Consider the following 17,253-nt stretch of genomic DNA (forward strand, 5'->3'; position numbering starts at 1 on the left):
CAAACTCGACGACAGACCATGGCAGGGATGCGATCGGACGATGCTCGCCCTGGCGGCCGCCCCGCTCATTCTCAGCTTGAAGAAACAGGACGATCGACGTCCGCTGTTTTCCCCGGGGAACAGCGGAAATGCCCTCTGTTATTCCGCATTTATTCCGCTGTTATTCGATAACAGGGAAAACGGACACAAACGCTTGAAAGAAAGCCATAAATTCAACCTCAAAATCCAACATAACAGCGGAAAAAAATTATAAGTCGTAACGCAGCCGAAATCAGAAGCCTCCAGCCCTGCCGACACTCGAGGGCAGCGGCTTGCCGATCACGCCGGCGAACCATGAGTTGACGGCGATCGCCCGGTCGAGATCGATACCGGTCAGCACACCCGAGCGCTCGAACAGATAGACCAGGTCCTCGGTCGCGACATTGCCGGTGGCGCCCGGCGCAAAGGGGCAGCCGCCCAGGCCGCCAAGCGACGCGTCGAGGATATCGGCGCCCGCTTCCCATGCCGCCCAGGCATTGGCGACGCCAGTCGCGCGGGTGTCGTGGAAATGAGCACGAAGGCGGATCTCCGCCGGGAGCTGCTCGCGCAACGCACCGATTAGGTCGCGAACCTGGCCAGGGACGGCGACGCCGATCGTATCGGCGACCGCGATCTCGACCGGGCCGGCCTCGGCGAGGCGTCGGGCGATGTCGAGCACGCGCTGCGGCGGCACCGCCTTCTCGAACGGGCAGCCGAACGCCACCGCGATCGTGACCTGCGGCACCAGCCCTTCGCGTTTCGCCAGGGCCAGCATCGCGATATTCTCGGCGACCGATTCAGCCGAGCTCTGCGCCTGGTTGGCCTTGCCGAAAGCGTCGCTGGCGACGGTGACGCACCCCGCCTCATCGACACCGCGTTTGTTGCCGTCGCGCGATTGAGCGGCGCGCTCAACGCCCTTCAGGTTGAGGCACAGGCCGATATAGCTGACATCGGCGCGGTCGGGCAGCGCGGCGATCACGTCTGGTGTGTCGGCCATTTGCGGCACGCGCTTCGGGTTGACGAAACTGCCGACCTCGAAGCGGCGGACCCCGGCCTTGATCATGCGTTCGATCAGCGCGACCTTGTCGGCGGTCGAGACCAGCACGCTTTCATTCTGGAGGCCGTCGCGCGCGGCGACCTCGACGATCTGCAGCGTCCGGCTCATGCCGCTTCCTCCTCGGCGACGAAGCCCGGCCACGTCGCCATATAGTCGATGAAGTCGCGGCCCAGCCCTTCGGACGCGAGATGCGCGCGACTGATCGGGAGCGGCGCGCTCGCGAAGGCCTCGTCCTCGCCGGCGCGGCGGGCGAAATCATGGTGCAGGATGGCGCCCCGGCCGATCAGCACGAAATCGGCACCGCGTGCAAGGCATCGGCGCGCGTTGGGCGCGGTCGTCAGCTTGCCCGCGACGCCGAGCGCGGTGCCGTGACGATCGAGATCGGCGAACCAGCCGATCAGGTCGCGTTCCTGCCAGGCCGGATCCTCGGGCAGCTTGAACGTGTCCCAGCAGGAGATGTCGACATAGTCGACCTGACCCTCGCGCAGCAGCCGGGCGGCGAGCGTGCGCGCTTCTCCCAGGTCTATGCCGTAGCGTTCGGGCGAGAGGCGGACGCCGATCTGGAAATCCGGGCGAGCCCGGGCGCGCAGGCCGGCGATCACCTCGAAGGTCATGCGCGCGCGGTTCTCCTCGCTGCCGCCATAACGATCGGTACGGGCGTTGCGCGTGTCGAGGAACTGGCAGAGCAGATAACCATGCGCGCCGTGCACCTCGACACCATCGAAGCCGGCGCGTTCGGCGCGCAGACCGGCCAGGATGAAATCCTCGATCGCCTGCTCCACCTCCCCGGTCGAGAGCGCGCGGACGCCGCGTTTCGCATCGTCCATCGCGCTGACCGGATCGCCGGGGATCAGATCGCGCTGAGCGCGGCCGCCGGAATGCTGGAGCTGGACCGAGGACGACGCGCCGGCTACGCGCAGTGCGGTGGCCAGCCGTTCGAGGCCGGGGAGATGCGCGTCGTCATGCACGCCGAGCTGGCGGGGGAAACCCTTGCCGAGCGCGTGCGTGGTCGCCGCGCAGGTCATCACCATGCCGAAGCCGCCGGCCCCGCGCTTCGTCAGCCAGGCGAATTCATCCTCCGACAGCCTGCCGTCGTCATGGCTCTGCAGATTGGTGAGCGGCGCCAGCGCCAAGCGGTTGGGCATGGCCCGGCCGCGGCGAAAGGCGAGCGGCGCGTGAAGCGACGGGGCGGGTTCGCTCATTGGATCCAGGTCGACGGGGGCGTGCAGGTCATGGCGCGGTGCCCTACCACATCGAGCGCGAAGCCTTGCAGCGCGACCAGGGTGCGCGGCGAGTTGGTCAGCAGGATCATGTCGTGCACCCCGAGCGCGGACAATATCTGCGCGCCGACGCCGTAATCGCGCAGCGCGTCGAGATCGCTCACCGCCGGGCTCTCGTCCGATTTGCGGGCAACGAAGCGGGTCAGCATGTTGGGCATCTGCTGTGTGATCATCACGATCACGCCGGCCCCTTCGCGCGCGATCTCGGCCATGGCGCTCTGGAGCAGGCCGTGGCGCTCGCCGGCAACGCCGAGCATGTCGGTGAAGACGTCGACCACATGCATGCGGACGAGCGTCGGCTTGTCGGGATCGACATGGCCTTTCACCAAAGCGAGCATCTCACTGTCGACCGCCTTGTTGCGGAAGGTGATGGCGGTCCAGTCGCCGCCGAACAGGCTCTGGAATCGCGCTTCGCCCACCTTGCGCAGATTATGGTCGCGGCGCAGGCGATAGGCGATCAGGTCGCGGATCGTGCCGATCTTCAAATTGTGGCGCTGCGCGAAGCCGACAAGGTCGTCCATCCGTGCCATTGTGCCGTCCTCGTTCATGATCTCGCAGATCACGCCCGCGGGGGTGAGGCCGGCGAGCCGGGCGATGTCGACCGCCGCCTCGGTATGGCCGGCGCGGACGAGCACCCCACCGTCGCGGGCGACCAGCGGGAAGACATGGCCCGGGGTGACGATCTCGTCCGGGCCGTTGGCGGCGTTGATCGCGACCGCGATGGTGCGGGCGCGATCGGCGGCGGAGATACCGGTGGTCACGCCCTCGCGCGCCTCGATCGAGACGGTGAAGGCGGTCTCATAAGCGGTGCGGTTGTCGCGGCTCATCAGGTCGAGGCCGAGCTGCTCGATCCGCGATCGCATCATCGACAGGCAGATCAGGCCACGGCCCTCGCGCGCCATGAAGTTGATCGCCTCGGGCGTCGCCATCTGGGCCGGGATGACGAGATCGCCTTCATTCTCGCGATCCTCATCGTCGACCAGGATGAACATCCGGCCGTTGCGCGCCTCCTCGACGATCTCGTCGATGCTGGAAAGGGCATTGTTGTTCATCGGATCAGGCCGTGGTTTCGAGGGGGCGGTTGGCGGGCTTGGGCCCCGACGCGGCGGCGGCATGGCGCGCGGCGCGGCGGCCGGAAAAGACGCCATCGGCCAATGAAAGTCCGCTGATATAGCCGTTGGAATGGAGCCCGACCGCCGACATGCCCGCGGCATAAAGCCCGGGTATCGCGCTGCCGTCCTCGCGCGTCACGACGCCGCTCTCCTCGTCGACGGTCAGGCCGCCCAGCGTCATGAACTTGGTGAGGGCGTGGCGGTTCGCCATCGACATGTTGATCGCGTAGAAGGGCCCCTTGCCGAGCGGGGTGCGAAGCTCCTCGGTCTTGCCCATTTTGTCGGGCCGGCCGGCGGCGAGATCGGCGTCATGGCCCTGGATCGTGGCCTGAAGTGCCGTTGGATCGATCCCGGCCTTGCGGGCGAGCGCCGCCGCGCTGCCGCCGCGGCGCGTGCCGCCCAGCGCATAGTTGATCAGCATCGGCACGCCGAAATATTTGAAGCGCTGCCACCCGCAGGTGAGCGCCTCGCGGATCGATGTGCGGAAGGCCCTGGCCGGCACGATCAGCCAGGCCTTGCCTTCGGGCTGGCGCGCGAGCACGCCGCCGATCAGGCTGACATAGGCATCCTCGGCGACGAAGCGCTCGCCGTCGCGATTGACCAATATGCCTTCGAGCAATGCCTCGGGCGGGGCGATGTTGCGGGCGATATAGACCGAATCCATATGCCCGGTCGCGCCGCCGACCGACTGGCCCATCGCCACGCCGGACCCGTCATTGCCCATGGTCGAGAGACGGTGGCTGACCTCATAGTGCCGGCCGAGCATCGGATCGCTCTTGCCAACCAGATCGCGGCTGTAGGCGAAGCCGCCGGTCGACAGGATCACGCCGCCCCGCGCGCGGATCAGGATGGTACTGCCATGCTTCGCCTCGATCGCCGCCATCGCTTTGGCCGCGCGCTCGGTCCTGGCGTGGTTGTGCGGCACATAGGGGTTGACCCGGGCATAATACGCCTGGTGCTCGGCATGCTTGTCGGCAGGCAAGGTGATTGCCTCGACGCCCAGTACCCTCCCGGCGGCATCGGCGACCAGCCGGGTGACGCGCGTGTGGAGCATCAGTGCGACGCCCTCGCTGATCGCCGCCTTGCGCAGCGCCGCGATATAATGCGCGCCGCCAAAGCCCGGGCCGACCGCGCGGTGGCCGCGCGGCACTGGCTTCGCGTTAGCGGCGAAGGAAGGCGATTTCTCGTTGCCCGAATAATAAAGATATTTGCCCTCGGGCGGATAAGTGATCTTCTCGAGATAGGTGTCGGAGGCATAGCTGACGCCGTGTGCGATCAGCCACTCGACATCGGCGGCACTGCCCTCGCAGAAACGGCGCAACGTTTCCGGGCGCACCGCATCGCCCACTTCCATCTTGAGATAGGCGTACATGTTGTCGACACTGTCTTCCAAGCCCGCTTCGCGCTGGAAGCGGGTGGCCCCGGCATAGATCACACCGCCGCTATAGGTGGTGGTGCCCCCGCCCCCGAAGCGATCGACCAGGATGACATCGGCGCCTTCCTCCCGCGCCTGTAGCGCAGCACTTGCCCCCGCGCCGCCGAAACCGATGACGACGACATCGGCCTCGCGGTCCCAGTTGACGGCCTCGGCATCTGCGACCGTGCTCGGCGTCATATCCCTCTCCTTATTCGCTGGAGAATAAACCAACCACTGTTAGATAACAAGCCTGTTCCGGCTATCGCGGCGCCATGCGGATCGCCCCGTCGAGCCGGACATCCTCGCCGTTGAAATAGCCATTCTCGATCATCATCAGCGCCAGCCGCGCATATTCCGCCGGCTGGCCGAGCCGTTTGGGAAAAGGCACCGAAGCGGCGAGGGCGTCGCGAACATGCTGCGGCGACTGAGCGAGCAGCGGCGTGTCGAAGATGCCGGGCAGGATCGTGTTGACCCGGATTCCCTCCCCCATCAGGTCGCGCGCGATGGGCAGGGTCATGCCGACCACGCCGCCCTTGGACGCGGCATAGGCCGCCTGCCCCGCCTGGCCGTCCTCGGCGGCAACCGAGGCGGTGTTGACGATCGCCCCGCGCTCGCCATCCTCGCCCGGATCGAGCATCAGCATGCCTGCGGCCGACTTGGCGATGCAGCGGAAGGTGCCGACCAGATTGATCTGGATGATCCGGTTGAAGCCATCGAGCGGATAATGTTTGATGCTGCCATCCTCGCGCGACCGACTAGCCGTCTTGATCGCATTGCCGGTGCCGGCGCAGTTGACGAGGATACGCTCCTGCCCATGCGCCGCGCGGGCCGCGGCGAAGCCCGCATCGACGCTCTCGTCGGAGGTGACGTCCACCGCGCAGAACAGCCCGTCGATATCGGCAGCGACCGCCTCGCCCTTCTCGCGGTTGAGATCGAACAACGCGACCTTCGCGCCTTTGGCGGCCAGCGCCCGCGCAGTCGCCTCGCCCAGCCCCGATGCGCCGCCGGTCACCACCGCGACGCAGCCCGAAATCTCCATATTGTCCCCTCCTATCGACCCGTGAATATCGGCGCGCGCTTCTCGCGAAAGGCGGCGGCGCCCTCGCGGAAATCGGCGCTTTGCGAGAGCATCACCTGATTGCGGTCCTCGAGCGCCATCGCCGCCTCAAGCCCTGGCGCGTCGAGATTGACGTTGATCACCTCCTTGGTGAGCGCGAGGCCCATCGGCGCGGTGGCGAGCATCGCTTCGACATAGACGCCGGCGTATTCCTCCAGCCGCTCGCGTTCGACCACATCGGCGACGAGGCCGAGCCGAAGCGCGCGATCGGCGAGCAGGTCGCGGCCGGTGAGCATCAGCTCATGCGCGAGCGAGGCGCCGGCGAGTCGCGGCAGGAAGTAGCTGACGCCGACATCGCAGCCGCCGATGCCGATCTTGATGAAGGCAGCATTCATCCGCGTATCGGGTGCGGCAAGGCGGATATCGCTGGCAAGCGCGAGGGCGAAGCCGCCGCCGACCGCAGCGCCGTGGAGCAGGGCGACGATCGGCTGCGGACAGCGGCGCATCGCCAGCATGATGTTGCGAATGGTGCGCTGGACTCGCATCGACGCGGCAATGCCATCATCGGTGACATGGCGGGTCAGGTCGCCGCCCAGGTCAGCGCCGGCGCAGAAGGCACGGCCGGCGCCGCGCAGCACGACCACCCGGCAGATATCATCGTCATAGAGCCGCTCGAAATAACGCAGCAACGCCTCGATCAACGTCGCGTCGAGCGCGTTGAGCCGGTCGGGCCGATCGAGCGTGACCCAGTCGACCGCGCCGCGGCGCTCGACGCTGAGCGGTCTGCTCATAGCCGCTCGACGATGGTGACGTTGGCGGTGCCGCCGCCCTCGCACATCGTCTGCAATCCGTAGCGAAGCTCGCGCGTGCGTAGCGCATGGACCAGGGTCGCCATCAGCTTGGTGCCCGAGGCCCCGAGCGGATGACCCAGCGCGATCGCGCCGCCATTGACGTTGAGCCGCGCAGGATCGCCGCCGACATGCCGCAGCCAGGCAAGCGGCACCGGCGCGAACGCCTCATTGACCTCGTACAGGTCGATATCCTCGATCTTCATGCCAGCGCGCTTCAGCGCCTTGTCGGTCGCGAACAGCGGCTCCTCGAGCATGATCACCGGGTCGCCCCCGGTGACGGTCAAATTGTGGATGCGCGCCAGCGGGGTCAGGCCGTGGTCCTTCAGCGCGCGTTCGCTGACCACCAGCACAGCGCTCGCGCCGTCGCATATCTGGCTGGCATTGGCGGCCGAGATCATCCCGCCCTCCTGCAACAGCTTGACCGACCTGATCGATTCAAACGTCGCGTCGTAGCGGATACCTTCATCGCGCCTATGAAGCACAGGACCGTCAGGCGTCTCGATCTCCAACGGTACGATCTCCGCGTCGAAATCGCCACGCTCGGTGGCCGCCGCCGCGCGCCGGTGGCTCTCCAGCGCGTAGCGATCCAGGTCAGCGCGGGTCAGGCCGTATTTGCGCGCGATCGCCTCGGCGCCGGTGAACTGGCTGAACTGCACGCCGGGATAACGATCCTCCTGGCGCGGCGACTTGGCCTTGCCGAGCCCGGCCTGCTCGAACAACGCGCCCGGCGAGAACATCGGCACCCGCGTCATGCTCTCCACGCCCGCGGCGATCACCATATCCTGCGTGCCCGACATCACCGCCTGCGCCGCGAACTGGATCGCCTGTTGCGAGCTGCCGCATTGGCGGTCGATCGTCACCGCCGGCACGCTTTCGGGCAGACGCGAGGCGAGCACTGCGTTGCGGCCGATCTGAAAAGCCTGCTCGCCGCCCTGGCTGACGCAGCCCATGATCACGTCCTCGATCGCGGCCGGATCCACGCCGGTCCGCGCGACGATCGCGTCGAGCACGGCACCGCCCAGATCGGCCGGATGCCAGCCGGCGAGCTTGCCGTTGCGGCGCCCGCCGGCGGTCCTGAGAGCATCGACGATATAGGCGTCAGGTTTCGGCATCGCACTCTCCAGCTGGGTCGATCGTTGGCCGACGGCGTATCAGCCGTTTCATTTCCAATCAATGTTAGATAAACTATCGACCGACAATGACAGGTCAAGCGGGAGGGAGAGGCATGGACACTATCACGGGCAAGACGGTGGTAATCACCGGAGCGAGCAGCGGCATCGGCGCGGCGATCGCACGGCGGCTGGCGGCGAGCGGCGCGGCAGTGGTGTTGGGCGCGCGCCGCGCCGACCGGCTCGACGCGCTGGTCGCCGAGATTGCGGCGGCGGGCGGCAAGGCGCTGGCGGTCGCGGCCGATGTGACGAGTCGCGACTCGATGGAAGCGTTGGTCGCCCGTGCGGTGGAGCGGTTCGGCCGGATCGATGTGCTGGTCAACAATGCCGGCATCATGCCGATCTCGCGGCTCGATGTTCTCGATATCGACGCCTGGGACCGGATGATCGACACCAACATCAAGGGCGTACTTTATGCCATCGCCGCCGCGCTGCCCCGGATGAAGGCGCAGCGATCCGGCCATATCGTCTCGATCGCATCGGTCGCCGGGCACAAGATCAACGGCGGATCGGCCGTCTACGCCGCAACCAAGCATGCGGTGCGGGTGATCTCCGAGGCACTGCGCCAGGAGGTGACCGCCGACGGCATCCGCGTAACGATCGTCTCGCCCGGCGCGACCGAGAGCGAATTGTTCGAGCGGATCACCGACCTCGCTTCGCTCAAGCGCCTCGCCGGTGCCGCGGCGATCGCTCTGCCCGCGGATTCGGTGGCGCGCGCCATCGCCTATGCGATCGGCGAGCCCGATGCGGTCGACATCAATGAAATCCTGATCCGCCCCCAGGCGCAGGAGATGTGACGGTCATGCACAAGCTGATCCGCCTGCGCCGCCGCCCGGCCGGCATGGCGCCCGATGCCTTCCATGCCGTCTGGCTGGCGGAGGCGCGGGCAAGGCTCGATGCCTCCCCCGGGCTGGTCGGATATGTCCAGAACCATTGCCTCGCCGGTGGCTATCGCGCTCGCGAGCCGTTGTTCGATGGGTATGCCGAGGAATATTATGCCTCGGTCGACGCCCGCGCCGCCCGGGCCTTGCCGGATGGCGAGGATGTGGTCCTGCCGGTCGAGGTCACGATCATCCGCAACAGGCCGCCGCCGCCCGACGCTATCAAGAGCATCGAACTGATCCGCCGTCGCCCCGACCTCAGCCATGCCGATTTCGGTCGCTACTGGCGCGAGCATCACGGGCCCCTCGCCTGCGCCATCCCGTTCCAGCACTACGAGCAGAACCACCTGACCGTGGCAGCGGCGCTCGATCCGACGATCGCCTTTCACGGTGCGGCCGTCACCTGGTTCGGATCGACCGCCGAAATGCGGATGGTTGCCGGGAGCGACGCCTATCGGCGCGTCCGCGCCGACGAGGCCAATTTCCTCGACGGCATCTCCCCGGTGCTGCTGACCATCACCCACAAGCTGCGTTGACTTGGGCGCCGATCACGTCGAATAACCAATCAATGTTTGAATAACGAAAGGAGCGACATCATGGCAGCGCACAAGCCCCTGGTCGTCGGCATCGGCGGCACCACCGGTGGCGGCTCCTCGACCGAGGCGGCGCTCCGTATCGCCCTCGCCGCGGCCGAGGCCATGGGTGCCCGGACCCTGTTGTTCGGCGGCGAAGCGATCACCGGGCTGCCGCACTACGACTCGAAAGCGCCCGCCCGCACTCCGGGTGAGGCGGCGCTGGTCGCAGCGGTGCGCGATGCATCCGGCCTGATCCTCGCCAGCCCGGGCTATCACGGCAACGTCTCCGGGGTCGTCAAGAACGCGCTCGACCTGCTCGAGGAGACCGCGCGCGATGCCCGCCCCTATCTTACCGATCTGCCGGTCGGCCTGATCGCCACCGCCTATGGCTGGCAAGCGACGGGCAGCACCATCGCTGCGTTGCGCGCGATCGTCCACGCCTTTCGCGGCTGGCCGACGCCCTTCGCCGCCGCGGTCAACTGCCGGCTGAGCCGCTTCGACGCTGACGGCGCACCGGGCGATCCCGAAGTGGCTCAGCAGCTCGCGCTGGTCGGCCGCCAGGTCACCGATTTCGCGTTGCGTATCGCCGTACCGCTCGACATCGCCTCCTGACCGACGCGACCCGGCCGAACCAGAAAAGGACAGGATTTGAACGACGCCCCAGCGCAGCGCGCCCGCGATATCGCCCTCCGGGTCGAGATCTTTGTCCGCGAGACCGTCGCCCCTTATGAGCGCGATCCGCGCTGCGGCGCGCACGGCCCCTCCACCGAACTCGTCGCCGAGCTGCGCGGCCATGCCCGAGCTGCGGGACTGATGACGCCGCACATCCTCGCCGACGGCAGCCATCTCGACCATGCCGGGACCGCGATCGTGCTACGTGCGGCCGGCCTGTCCCCGCTCGGCCCGGTCGCGATCAACGTCGCCGCACCCGACGAGGGCAATATGTATCTGCTCGGCAAGGTCGCAACCGCCGAGCAGAAGGAGCGCTTCCTCGAGCCCCTGATCGCTGGCGAGGCGCGATCCGCCTTTTTCATGACCGAGCCCGCCGACGAAGGGGGCGCCGGTTCCGACCCGTCGATGATGAAGACGGTCGCCCAGCAGGACGGCAATCACTGGGTGATCCACGGCCGCAAGGCCTTCATCACCGGCGCCGACGGCGCGGCGGTCGGCATCGTCATGGCGAAGACCGAGCATGGCGCGACCCTGTTCCTGGTCGACCTGCCCGATCCCGCGATCCGCATCGAACGCGTGCTCGATACGATCGACAGCTCGATGCCCGGTGGCCATTCGATCGTCGCGATCCATGGACTGCGCGTGCCCGCCGATCAGATATTGGGCGAGCCCGACCAGGGGTTCCGCTATGCTCAGGTCCGGCTGGCGCCCGCACGGCTGACTCATTGCATGCGCTGGCATGGCGGTGCCTCCCGCGCCAACGAGATCGCCACGGCCTATGCCTGTCGGCGCCAGGCCTTTGGCAAACCGCTGATCGATCATGAGGGCGTCGGCTTCATGCTGGCCGAGAATCTGATCGACCTGAAACAGGCCGAGTTGATGATCGACTGGTGCGCCGGCGTGCTCGACGGCGGCGCGCCCGGCACGACCGAAAGCTCGATGACCAAGGTCGCCGTCTCGGAAGCGCTGATGCGCGTCGCCGATCGCTGCGTCCAGGTGATGGGCGGCACGGGGGTCTCGGGCGATACGATCGTCGAGCAGATCTTCCGCGAGATCCGCGCCTTCCGCATCTATGACGGCCCGACCGAGGTGCATAAATGGAGCCTCGCCAAAAAGATCAAGCGCGACGCCACCGCGGCGCAGGGCTGACGGGAGGATGGAGATGGGCAGGTTGAGCGGACGCGTCGCTTTGGTCACCGGAGCGTCGTCCGGGCTCGGCGCCCGCTTCGCCCGAATTCTCGCCGGCGCCGGTGCCAGGGTCGTGCTCGGCGCGCGGCGCGCGGCCCAGCTCGCCGATGTCGTGCAGGCGATCGAAGCGGCCGGCGGCGAGGCACTGGCGGTGCCGATGGATGTCACCGACGAGGCCTCGGTCATCGCCGCTTATGACGCCGCCGCCGCCCGGTTCGGCCCGGTCGACACCGCGATCGCCAATGCCGGGATGAATGTCGCGGGCCCGGCACTCGATATCGATGCCGGTGCAATCGATGCGGTGATGGGGGTCAACGTTCGAGGCGTGTTCCTGACGGCGCGCGAGGGCGCGCGGCGGATGATCGCGGCGGGATCGTCCGATACGGGGCGCGGCCGGATCGTGATTATTTCCTCGATCACTGCCACCATGATCTCGCCCGGACTCGGGCTTTATGCCGCCTCCAAGGCGGCATCGCTCCAGCTCGGGCGGACGCTGGCGCGCGATTGGGCGCGCAGCGGCGTCAACGTCAACATCCTCTGCCCAGGCTATATCGAAACCGATCTCAACGGAGACTGGTTCCGCACCGATGCCGGCGCCCGCCAGATCGCCAAATGGCCGCGACGGCGGCTGATGGGAGAAGATTCGCTGGACAGCGCACTGATCTATCTTTGCTCGGATCAGTGCGCCTTTGTCACCGGGTCAGTGATCACCGTCGACGACGGCCAGTCGCTCGCCACATGAGCGCCGGACCCAGGCAAATCGATTGAATCGGACGGATCCGATTGCTTCGCTGGCGCCACTGGGAGGTGTTGCCCACAGGGCAGGCTTCATTCCAAGTGCCGGATCAAGACGACTTTCCCATCTCAATTCAGGCAAACGGATGCCCGGCAAATAGCACGAGCCGTCAGAGCTTGTGGACAGCATGAACCTCGCGGCGGATATGGAGCACTAACGCGCGTCGGGAAATGGAAAAGTAGGTCTTGAACGGGCGGGGTACAGCGGCAAACCCGACGGGATCGGGGAACTTGGCAGACCAGGCGGAATTGCGGCTGCTGGCGCTCGTCCGCGCCGGCGATGTCGCGGCCTTCGAAGAGCTTTACCGGGTCTATCATCCGCGGCTGACGCGTTTCCTGCTGCGTTTCATCCGGCGGCCACAGCTGGCCGAAGAGGTGTTGAACGACACGATGATGGTGGTGTGGGAACGGGCCGACTCGTTCCACGGCGCCAGCAAGCTGTCGACATGGATTTTCGGCATCGCCTATCGCAAGGCGATGAAAGGGGTGCATCGTCAGGACGAGCCGGTCGAGGATCGCGATCTCGACGCGCTCGCCAGCGAGGCGGACAGCCCCGAGGACGTGATGGGCCAGAACAGGGCGCAGATACTGCTCAAACTGGCCATGAAGGAATTGTCGCCCGATCACCGGACGGTTCTCGATCTCACTTATTACCACGAAATGGGATATCGTGAGATCGCACAGATCATGGATTGTCCGGTCGACACGGTGAAGACGCGGATGTTTCACGCGCGCCGCCATCTCAAACGACGGCTGGCGGGCGAATTGGCGGATTGGGTCTAGGACAGGATCATGGGCGAGATCATTCGATTGCAGGACGAACTGCATGCCAAGACACAGGGGCTGCTGCCCTGGTACGTCAACGGCACACTCGACGCGGCCGAGCGTGAGGCGGTCGACGCGCATCTTGCGCAATGCGCCGAGTGCGCCGCCGACCTGCAGCGTGAGCACGCGCTTTCGGCGCAGATCGCCGAACTGGGTATCGACACCGATCATGGCTGGAGCGCAATGCGTGAACGGATGACGCGGTTGCCGCCGCGTGCCAGCGCGCCGGTCAGGTTGTTGCGCCGCCCGGTGTCGTTCGGGTGGGCGATCGGCGCGCAACTCGCCGCCGCGGCGCTGATCGTCGCGGTGCTGTTGCCGGCCCGGCACGAGGCTCCGGCCCCGGCCTATCAGGTGCTCGGCGCGGCTCCGACGGCCAAAGCCGGCAACATCATCGTCCAGTTCGAGCCAGAGGTCACCACCAGCCAGGTGCAGGCAGCACTCGCCAGCGCCGATGCGCGGATCGTCGACGGGCCGACCGTGACGGGCGCTTATGTACTGCACGTCGCCGAGGCGCAGCGCACCGCCGCGCTGACGCGGCTGCGCGGCACGTCAGGCATGGTACTGGCCGAGCCGATCGACGAGAACCCACGGCCATGAGCCATCGCGCAATCCCCCATGCACTCATCGCAGCCCTGCTCCTGCCCTGTTGCGCGCTGGCATTGTCGCCGGCGCGAGCACAACAGGCCCCGCCGCCGGCCGTGTCGGCCGACGCGCGGCAGATCCTCGTCATGCTGCGGCTATCGCCCCCCCATATCCGCCCCAATTCCGGCTATGGCGGCACTTATGGGGACAGCATGTCGCGCGCCGCGCGACGCCGCACCGCACAACGCATCGCCCGTCGCGAGGGCTTCGAACTTATCGATGGCTGGCCGATGCCGCTGGTCGGCGTCGATTGCTACGTGATGCGCGTGCCGGCGTCGATCAGCGTCGAGGCTGCGGTCGCCCGCGTGTCGAAGGACCGTGCAGTGGTCTGGTCGCAACCGATGCAGATCTATCAGACGCGTGGCGGCGGCGCGGTGCATGGCGGCGACCCGCTTGCCGCCGCGCAACCTGCGACGCTGGCCTGGCGGCTCGGCGATCTGCACCGCGTCGCCACCGGGCGTGGCGTGACCGTCGCGGTGATCGACAGCAAGATCGAGACCAGCCACCCCGACCTCGCGGGGCAGTTCGTCACGACGCAGGATTTCGTCGTCAACGGCCCCTTGCCGTCCGAGCAGCACGGGACCGGCGTCGCCGGCGTGATCGCGGCGAGGGCGGACAATGGTGTTGGCATCGCCGGCGTCGCGCCTGGCGCAAGGCTGATGGCGTTACGCGCCTGCTGGCAGACGGGAAGCGCTGCTGCCGGCCCGACCCTGTGCGACACGCTGAGCCTCGCCAAGGCGCTGCAATATGCCATCGACCATAATGCCCAGGTCATCAACCTCAGCCTCAGCGGCCCGCCTGACATACTGCTCGCCAAGCTTGTCGACCTCGCGCTGGCGCGCAAGGCGATCGTCGTCGCCGCCTATGATCCTGCTCTCGCGCGCGGTGGTTTCCCGGCACTCGAAGCGGGCGTGATCGCGGTCGGTGACGAATCTTTGCAGTCGCTCCCGGCGTTGGTCTACGGTGCGCCGGGCCGCGACATCCCGACGACGCAGCCCGGAGGGAAATGGTATCTCGTCAATGGCAGCTCCTATTCGGCGGCTCATGTCAGCGGGCTCGTTGCCCTGCTTCGCGAGCGGCGCCGAGCGGCTAGTCCCCAGTCGCTGGCGGCATCGCGCCCGCATGGTGGCACGATCGACGCCTGCGCCTCGCTGCTGGGTCCCTTCAACGGCTGCGACTGCTCCTGCACCCTGGCCCGTGAATTGGGGCACAGCGCGCGCAAATAGGGCGGATGTGGCGACTCGCCCGACATGGCCTGCGCTCGTCGCTGCGCTGGGCATCTTCCTTGGCCCTGCCGCCCATGGACAGGTCGCGGGAAACATATCGGTCGAGAGCGACGATCGTTTCCGCGGCCGCTCGCTCAGCAACGGCCAGCCGGTGGCGACGTTCAGCATCGGCTATGATCACCCCAGCGGCATCTATGTCGACGCCGCGGCGGTCGCGCAGCTCGTCGGCGACGAGGCCGGCCTGACGCGGTTGCAGGGCGATATCGGCTATGCGGTACGGCTCGATCCCGCGCTGTCGCTAGATGTCGGCGTGCAGCGCACGCAGTTCACCTCGCGCTATTCCGGCGCACGCACTGCCCACTATACCGAGATCTTCGTCGGGCTGACCCGCCACCGCGTCTCCGCGCGAGTCTATTATGCGCCCGACTATTTCCGGCCCGGCACGAGAACGCTGTACGGCGAGGTCGATGTGGCGATCGTCCGCAGCGAGAAATGGCATCTTTCGGCCCATGCCGGCCGACTCTTCTACCTCGAGCTCGCCCCCGCCTATTCGCGCTTTCGCGATCAATACGACTGGCGGCTGAGCCTGGCGCGCGAGCTTCACGGGTTCGAACTGCACGCCGCGCTGTCCGGCGGAGGCCCGAGCGCCGATTTCTACGACGGCGACGCGCATGCGCGCACGGCATTGGTCGTTGGGGTCAGCCACGTTTTCTGACGGTTGAACCGGAACGGCCGGCAACGGGACCTACGCAGGTTACCGCCAGCCGCACCGGGAGATCATCCGCATGCCCCGCCCGATCGCCGCGCGCTCGTTCGCCGATCACGACGCGTGATCGCGGGCTTGGCATCCCTGGTGGAAGCGTCCGGGCCGGTCGGGCTGGAGTTGGACGCGTTCGACCTGCCGCGCGATGCGGTGCGCGAGCGCTTGGCTCTCGCCGCACGGCGGGGCCATCCGGCATGGCTATGGCCGGAGCTAGCCGTCGCCGACTGGCAGGTCGGCGTCGCCAGCATCGCGGACGCGATCACTGCGGTCCTCGCCGGGCGAAAAGCAAGGATCATGGGCGCACCGATGGCGATCGGCATCGCGGCCTACAGCTCCGGGACGGGGCCGCTGCTCGGCCTATGGCTCGAACGCGGGTTGCTCGCTGCCGACGAGGGCGTCGCCGCCTTGTTGTGGCTGCACCTGAGTCACAACCGGCTGCGCATGGCCACTCTGACCGACGAAACCGGGCGCTTGACGACAGCGCTGGTCGCGCGGGGCGTACGACCGACCTTGCTCAAGGGACTGCACACCGCGCGATGCTATTTCCCCGAGGCGGGCGCACGGCCGATGTCCGATGTGGATCTGCTTGTCGCACCGGTGGAAGAGGCCGAAACAGCAGCGGTTCTAGCGCAGCTCGGCTATGTTGCCGGACCGCCCGGCCGGGGCATCCCGGCACAGCGCGATTGGCGCAGGCCCGAGACGAACGACCTGCCGCAATCGTTGAGCGTCGTACATTATCGCGACCCCTGGTCGGTCGACGTGCAGACATCGCTCAACCGGCGCTATGCGCCCGGCGCGCAGATTGCCCGGCTCGATGACGTATGGAACCCCATGCCCGGCGGCGCGGCGGCGCTGCCGCAGCCCCTGCTGCTGCTGCATCTCGCGGTCCATGCCGGTTGCGGGTTCCAGAATCTCAACCTCATTCGACTGATCGAGCTCATCCTGGTCATTCGCCACGATACGGGAAGCGGTGCGCTGAGCTGGCCCGCCTTTGTCGACACCGCACGATCGGCCGGCGCGCTCGGCATGGCTTATGCGGCGTTGCAGATGTGCGACCGCCTTGCCCCGGAGACGGTGCCGGCCAACGTCCTCACCGCCTGCAACGAGGAGGCGCCTATGCGCTTGCGCAAGCTGGTTGCGCGCCTGACCCCGGCGACGGCCCATCGGGTCGCGCGCCAGTCCTATGCCGAGAAGTTCATCTGGCAACGCTCGGGCATTGGGTTGGCGCGGCAGCTGCTCGTCGAGATCGTTCCTACCAATGCCGGGACCTTGGGCGACATCGCCAGAATCTATCGCGCGCGGGCGATGAAACTGCTGCGCCGCGTATCGCCCTCATCCGCCATCCCCAACTGACAAACTGGAGCTCAACATGAAGACGATGTTCAAGGTTGCCGCCGGCCACGCTGCATTCGCCGCCGTCGCGCTCTCCTCGCTCGCGCTGGCCGGCACCGCGCCGGCCGCACCGGCGGCCCAGTCCTATACCATCACCATGGCCAATATGAGCTATGGCCGGATTCCCACCGGCCTGAAGGTCGGCGACACGATCATCTGGGTCAATCGCGACACCGTGCTGCATACCGCCACGGCGCGCGATCACAGTTTCGACCTGCGGATCGCACCGGGCAAGAGCGCAAAGCTGACGCTGCAAAAGCCGGGCAACATCGCCTTTTTCTGCACCTTGCACGTGGCGATGCGTGGCACGCTGATCGTCGCGCCCTAAGCGGC

19 protein-coding genes are annotated in these 17,253 nt (G+C 67.1%); 12 read left to right on the forward strand and 7 right to left on the reverse strand.

Features of this window, described 5'->3' with window-relative positions; genetic code table 11:
* The first annotated feature begins 40 nt into the window (after positions 1-40).
* Positions 41-253 carry a hypothetical protein gene (locus AC1RT8_RS19065; protein WP_493077473.1) on the forward strand — a complete coding sequence of 71 codons (213 nt, stop codon included), beginning with the start codon at positions 41-43 and terminating at the stop codon, positions 251-253.
* 18 nt (positions 254-271) lie between these two features.
* On the opposite strand, the gene AC1RT8_RS19070 is transcribed toward AC1RT8_RS19065, so the two are convergent.
* The 7 genes from AC1RT8_RS19070 to AC1RT8_RS19100 all read right to left on the reverse strand — a co-directional run bounded on the left by AC1RT8_RS19070 (position 272) and on the right by AC1RT8_RS19100 (position 7,904).
* Positions 272-1,183 carry a hydroxymethylglutaryl-CoA lyase gene (locus AC1RT8_RS19070; RefSeq protein ID WP_493077474.1) on the reverse strand — a complete coding sequence of 304 codons (912 nt, stop codon included), beginning with the start codon at positions 1,181-1,183 and terminating at the stop codon, positions 272-274.
* Complete coding sequence (locus AC1RT8_RS19075) at positions 1,180-2,277, reverse strand: NADH:flavin oxidoreductase (protein ID WP_493077475.1); 1,098 nt, start codon at positions 2,275-2,277, stop codon at positions 1,180-1,182. Before AC1RT8_RS19075 ends, AC1RT8_RS19070 begins: the two co-directional genes overlap by 4 nt.
* Positions 2,274-3,407 (reverse strand): 3,4-dihydroxy-2-butanone-4-phosphate synthase, encoded by a 1,134-nt coding sequence (ribB, locus tag AC1RT8_RS19080; RefSeq protein ID WP_493077476.1) that lies wholly within the window; start codon positions 3,405-3,407, stop codon positions 2,274-2,276. Before ribB ends, AC1RT8_RS19075 begins: the two co-directional genes overlap by 4 nt.
* A gap of 4 nt (positions 3,408-3,411) precedes the next feature.
* Positions 3,412-5,082 (reverse strand): FAD-binding protein, encoded by a 1,671-nt coding sequence (locus AC1RT8_RS19085; RefSeq protein WP_493077478.1) that lies wholly within the window; start codon positions 5,080-5,082, stop codon positions 3,412-3,414.
* A gap of 61 nt (positions 5,083-5,143) precedes the next feature.
* A complete protein-coding gene (locus AC1RT8_RS19090) occupies positions 5,144-5,923 on the reverse strand; it encodes an SDR family NAD(P)-dependent oxidoreductase (protein ID WP_493077480.1) in 780 nt (259 codons plus the stop codon).
* 11 nt (positions 5,924-5,934) lie between these two features.
* Positions 5,935-6,732, reverse strand: coding sequence for an enoyl-CoA hydratase/isomerase family protein (locus AC1RT8_RS19095; RefSeq protein WP_493077481.1), 798 nt, complete (start codon positions 6,730-6,732; stop codon positions 5,935-5,937).
* Positions 6,729-7,904, reverse strand: coding sequence for an acetyl-CoA C-acetyltransferase (locus AC1RT8_RS19100; RefSeq protein ID WP_493077482.1), 1,176 nt, complete (start codon positions 7,902-7,904; stop codon positions 6,729-6,731). Before AC1RT8_RS19100 ends, AC1RT8_RS19095 begins: the two co-directional genes overlap by 4 nt.
* Positions 7,905-8,017: 113 nt before the next feature.
* On the opposite strand from AC1RT8_RS19100, the gene AC1RT8_RS19105 reads away from it, so the two are divergent.
* From AC1RT8_RS19105 to AC1RT8_RS19155, 11 genes are all read left to right on the forward strand, one after another.
* A complete protein-coding gene (locus tag AC1RT8_RS19105) occupies positions 8,018-8,758 on the forward strand; it encodes an SDR family oxidoreductase (protein ID WP_493077483.1) in 741 nt (246 codons plus the stop codon).
* 5 nt (positions 8,759-8,763) lie between these two features.
* Entirely contained in the window at positions 8,764-9,378 is a 615-nt protein-coding gene (locus AC1RT8_RS19110; RefSeq protein WP_493077485.1) for an EthD domain-containing protein, read from the forward strand.
* A gap of 60 nt (positions 9,379-9,438) precedes the next feature.
* Positions 9,439-10,029 (forward strand): NADPH-dependent FMN reductase, encoded by a 591-nt coding sequence (locus tag AC1RT8_RS19115; RefSeq protein ID WP_493077486.1) that lies wholly within the window; start codon positions 9,439-9,441, stop codon positions 10,027-10,029.
* A 36-nt stretch (positions 10,030-10,065) separates the two neighbouring features.
* On the forward strand, positions 10,066-11,238 hold the full coding sequence (locus AC1RT8_RS19120; RefSeq protein WP_493077487.1) for an acyl-CoA dehydrogenase family protein: 1,173 nt from the start codon (positions 10,066-10,068) through the stop codon (positions 11,236-11,238).
* A 13-nt stretch (positions 11,239-11,251) separates the two neighbouring features.
* Positions 11,252-12,019: an SDR family NAD(P)-dependent oxidoreductase gene (locus tag AC1RT8_RS19125; RefSeq protein WP_493077488.1), complete on the forward strand. Its 768-nt coding sequence runs from the start codon at positions 11,252-11,254 to the stop codon at positions 12,017-12,019.
* Positions 12,020-12,303: 284 nt separating this feature from the next.
* The gene (locus tag AC1RT8_RS19130) at positions 12,304-12,855 is read left to right on the forward strand and encodes an RNA polymerase sigma factor (protein ID WP_493077489.1); all 552 of its coding nucleotides are present in this window, start codon (positions 12,304-12,306) and stop codon (positions 12,853-12,855) included.
* A 9-nt stretch (positions 12,856-12,864) separates the two neighbouring features.
* Positions 12,865-13,494: an anti-sigma factor family protein gene (locus tag AC1RT8_RS19135; protein WP_493077490.1), complete on the forward strand. Its 630-nt coding sequence runs from the start codon at positions 12,865-12,867 to the stop codon at positions 13,492-13,494.
* A complete protein-coding gene (locus AC1RT8_RS19140; protein ID WP_493077492.1) occupies positions 13,491-14,765 on the forward strand; it encodes a S8 family peptidase in 1,275 nt (424 codons plus the stop codon). The genes AC1RT8_RS19135 and AC1RT8_RS19140 overlap by 4 nt, the downstream gene beginning before the upstream one ends.
* A gap of 7 nt (positions 14,766-14,772) precedes the next feature.
* Entirely contained in the window at positions 14,773-15,480 is a 708-nt protein-coding gene (locus tag AC1RT8_RS19145) for a TorF family putative porin (RefSeq protein ID WP_493077494.1), read from the forward strand.
* Between the two features lie 114 nt (positions 15,481-15,594).
* A complete protein-coding gene (locus tag AC1RT8_RS19150) occupies positions 15,595-16,881 on the forward strand; it encodes a nucleotidyltransferase family protein (protein WP_493077496.1) in 1,287 nt (428 codons plus the stop codon).
* Between the two features lie 16 nt (positions 16,882-16,897).
* Positions 16,898-17,248, forward strand: a complete 351-nt coding sequence (locus AC1RT8_RS19155; RefSeq protein ID WP_493077498.1) for a cupredoxin domain-containing protein — start codon at positions 16,898-16,900, stop codon at positions 17,246-17,248.
* Positions 17,249-17,253 lie beyond the last annotated feature (5 nt).

Source organism: Sphingomonas sp. GW821-FHT10F11 (assembly GCF_058809095.1).

What these genes read in the sequence shown, in the direction of transcription:
- AC1RT8_RS19065 (WP_493077473.1), top strand. Translation starts at nt 41, where the DNA reads ATGCTCGCCCTGGCGGCCGCCCCGCTCATTCTCAGCTTGAAGAAACAG.
- AC1RT8_RS19070 (WP_493077474.1), bottom strand. Translation starts at nt 1,183, where the DNA reads ATGAGCCGGACGCTGCAGATCGTCGAGGTCGCCGCGCGCGACGGCCTC.
- AC1RT8_RS19075 (WP_493077475.1), bottom strand. Translation starts at nt 2,277, where the DNA reads ATGAGCGAACCCGCCCCGTCGCTTCACGCGCCGCTCGCCTTTCGCCGC.
- ribB (WP_493077476.1), bottom strand. Translation starts at nt 3,407, where the DNA reads ATGAACAACAATGCCCTTTCCAGCATCGACGAGATCGTCGAGGAGGCG.
- AC1RT8_RS19085 (WP_493077478.1), bottom strand. Translation starts at nt 5,082, where the DNA reads ATGACGCCGAGCACGGTCGCAGATGCCGAGGCCGTCAACTGGGACCGC.
- AC1RT8_RS19090 (WP_493077480.1), bottom strand. Translation starts at nt 5,923, where the DNA reads ATGGAGATTTCGGGCTGCGTCGCGGTGGTGACCGGCGGCGCATCGGGG.
- AC1RT8_RS19095 (WP_493077481.1), bottom strand. Translation starts at nt 6,732, where the DNA reads ATGAGCAGACCGCTCAGCGTCGAGCGCCGCGGCGCGGTCGACTGGGTC.
- AC1RT8_RS19100 (WP_493077482.1), bottom strand. Translation starts at nt 7,904, where the DNA reads ATGCCGAAACCTGACGCCTATATCGTCGATGCTCTCAGGACCGCCGGC.
- AC1RT8_RS19105 (WP_493077483.1), top strand. Translation starts at nt 8,018, where the DNA reads ATGGACACTATCACGGGCAAGACGGTGGTAATCACCGGAGCGAGCAGC.
- AC1RT8_RS19110 (WP_493077485.1), top strand. Translation starts at nt 8,764, where the DNA reads ATGCACAAGCTGATCCGCCTGCGCCGCCGCCCGGCCGGCATGGCGCCC.
- AC1RT8_RS19115 (WP_493077486.1), top strand. Translation starts at nt 9,439, where the DNA reads ATGGCAGCGCACAAGCCCCTGGTCGTCGGCATCGGCGGCACCACCGGT.
- AC1RT8_RS19125 (WP_493077488.1), top strand. Translation starts at nt 11,252, where the DNA reads ATGGGCAGGTTGAGCGGACGCGTCGCTTTGGTCACCGGAGCGTCGTCC.
- AC1RT8_RS19135 (WP_493077490.1), top strand. Translation starts at nt 12,865, where the DNA reads ATGGGCGAGATCATTCGATTGCAGGACGAACTGCATGCCAAGACACAG.
- AC1RT8_RS19140 (WP_493077492.1), top strand. Translation starts at nt 13,491, where the DNA reads ATGAGCCATCGCGCAATCCCCCATGCACTCATCGCAGCCCTGCTCCTG.
- AC1RT8_RS19155 (WP_493077498.1), top strand. Translation starts at nt 16,898, where the DNA reads ATGAAGACGATGTTCAAGGTTGCCGCCGGCCACGCTGCATTCGCCGCC.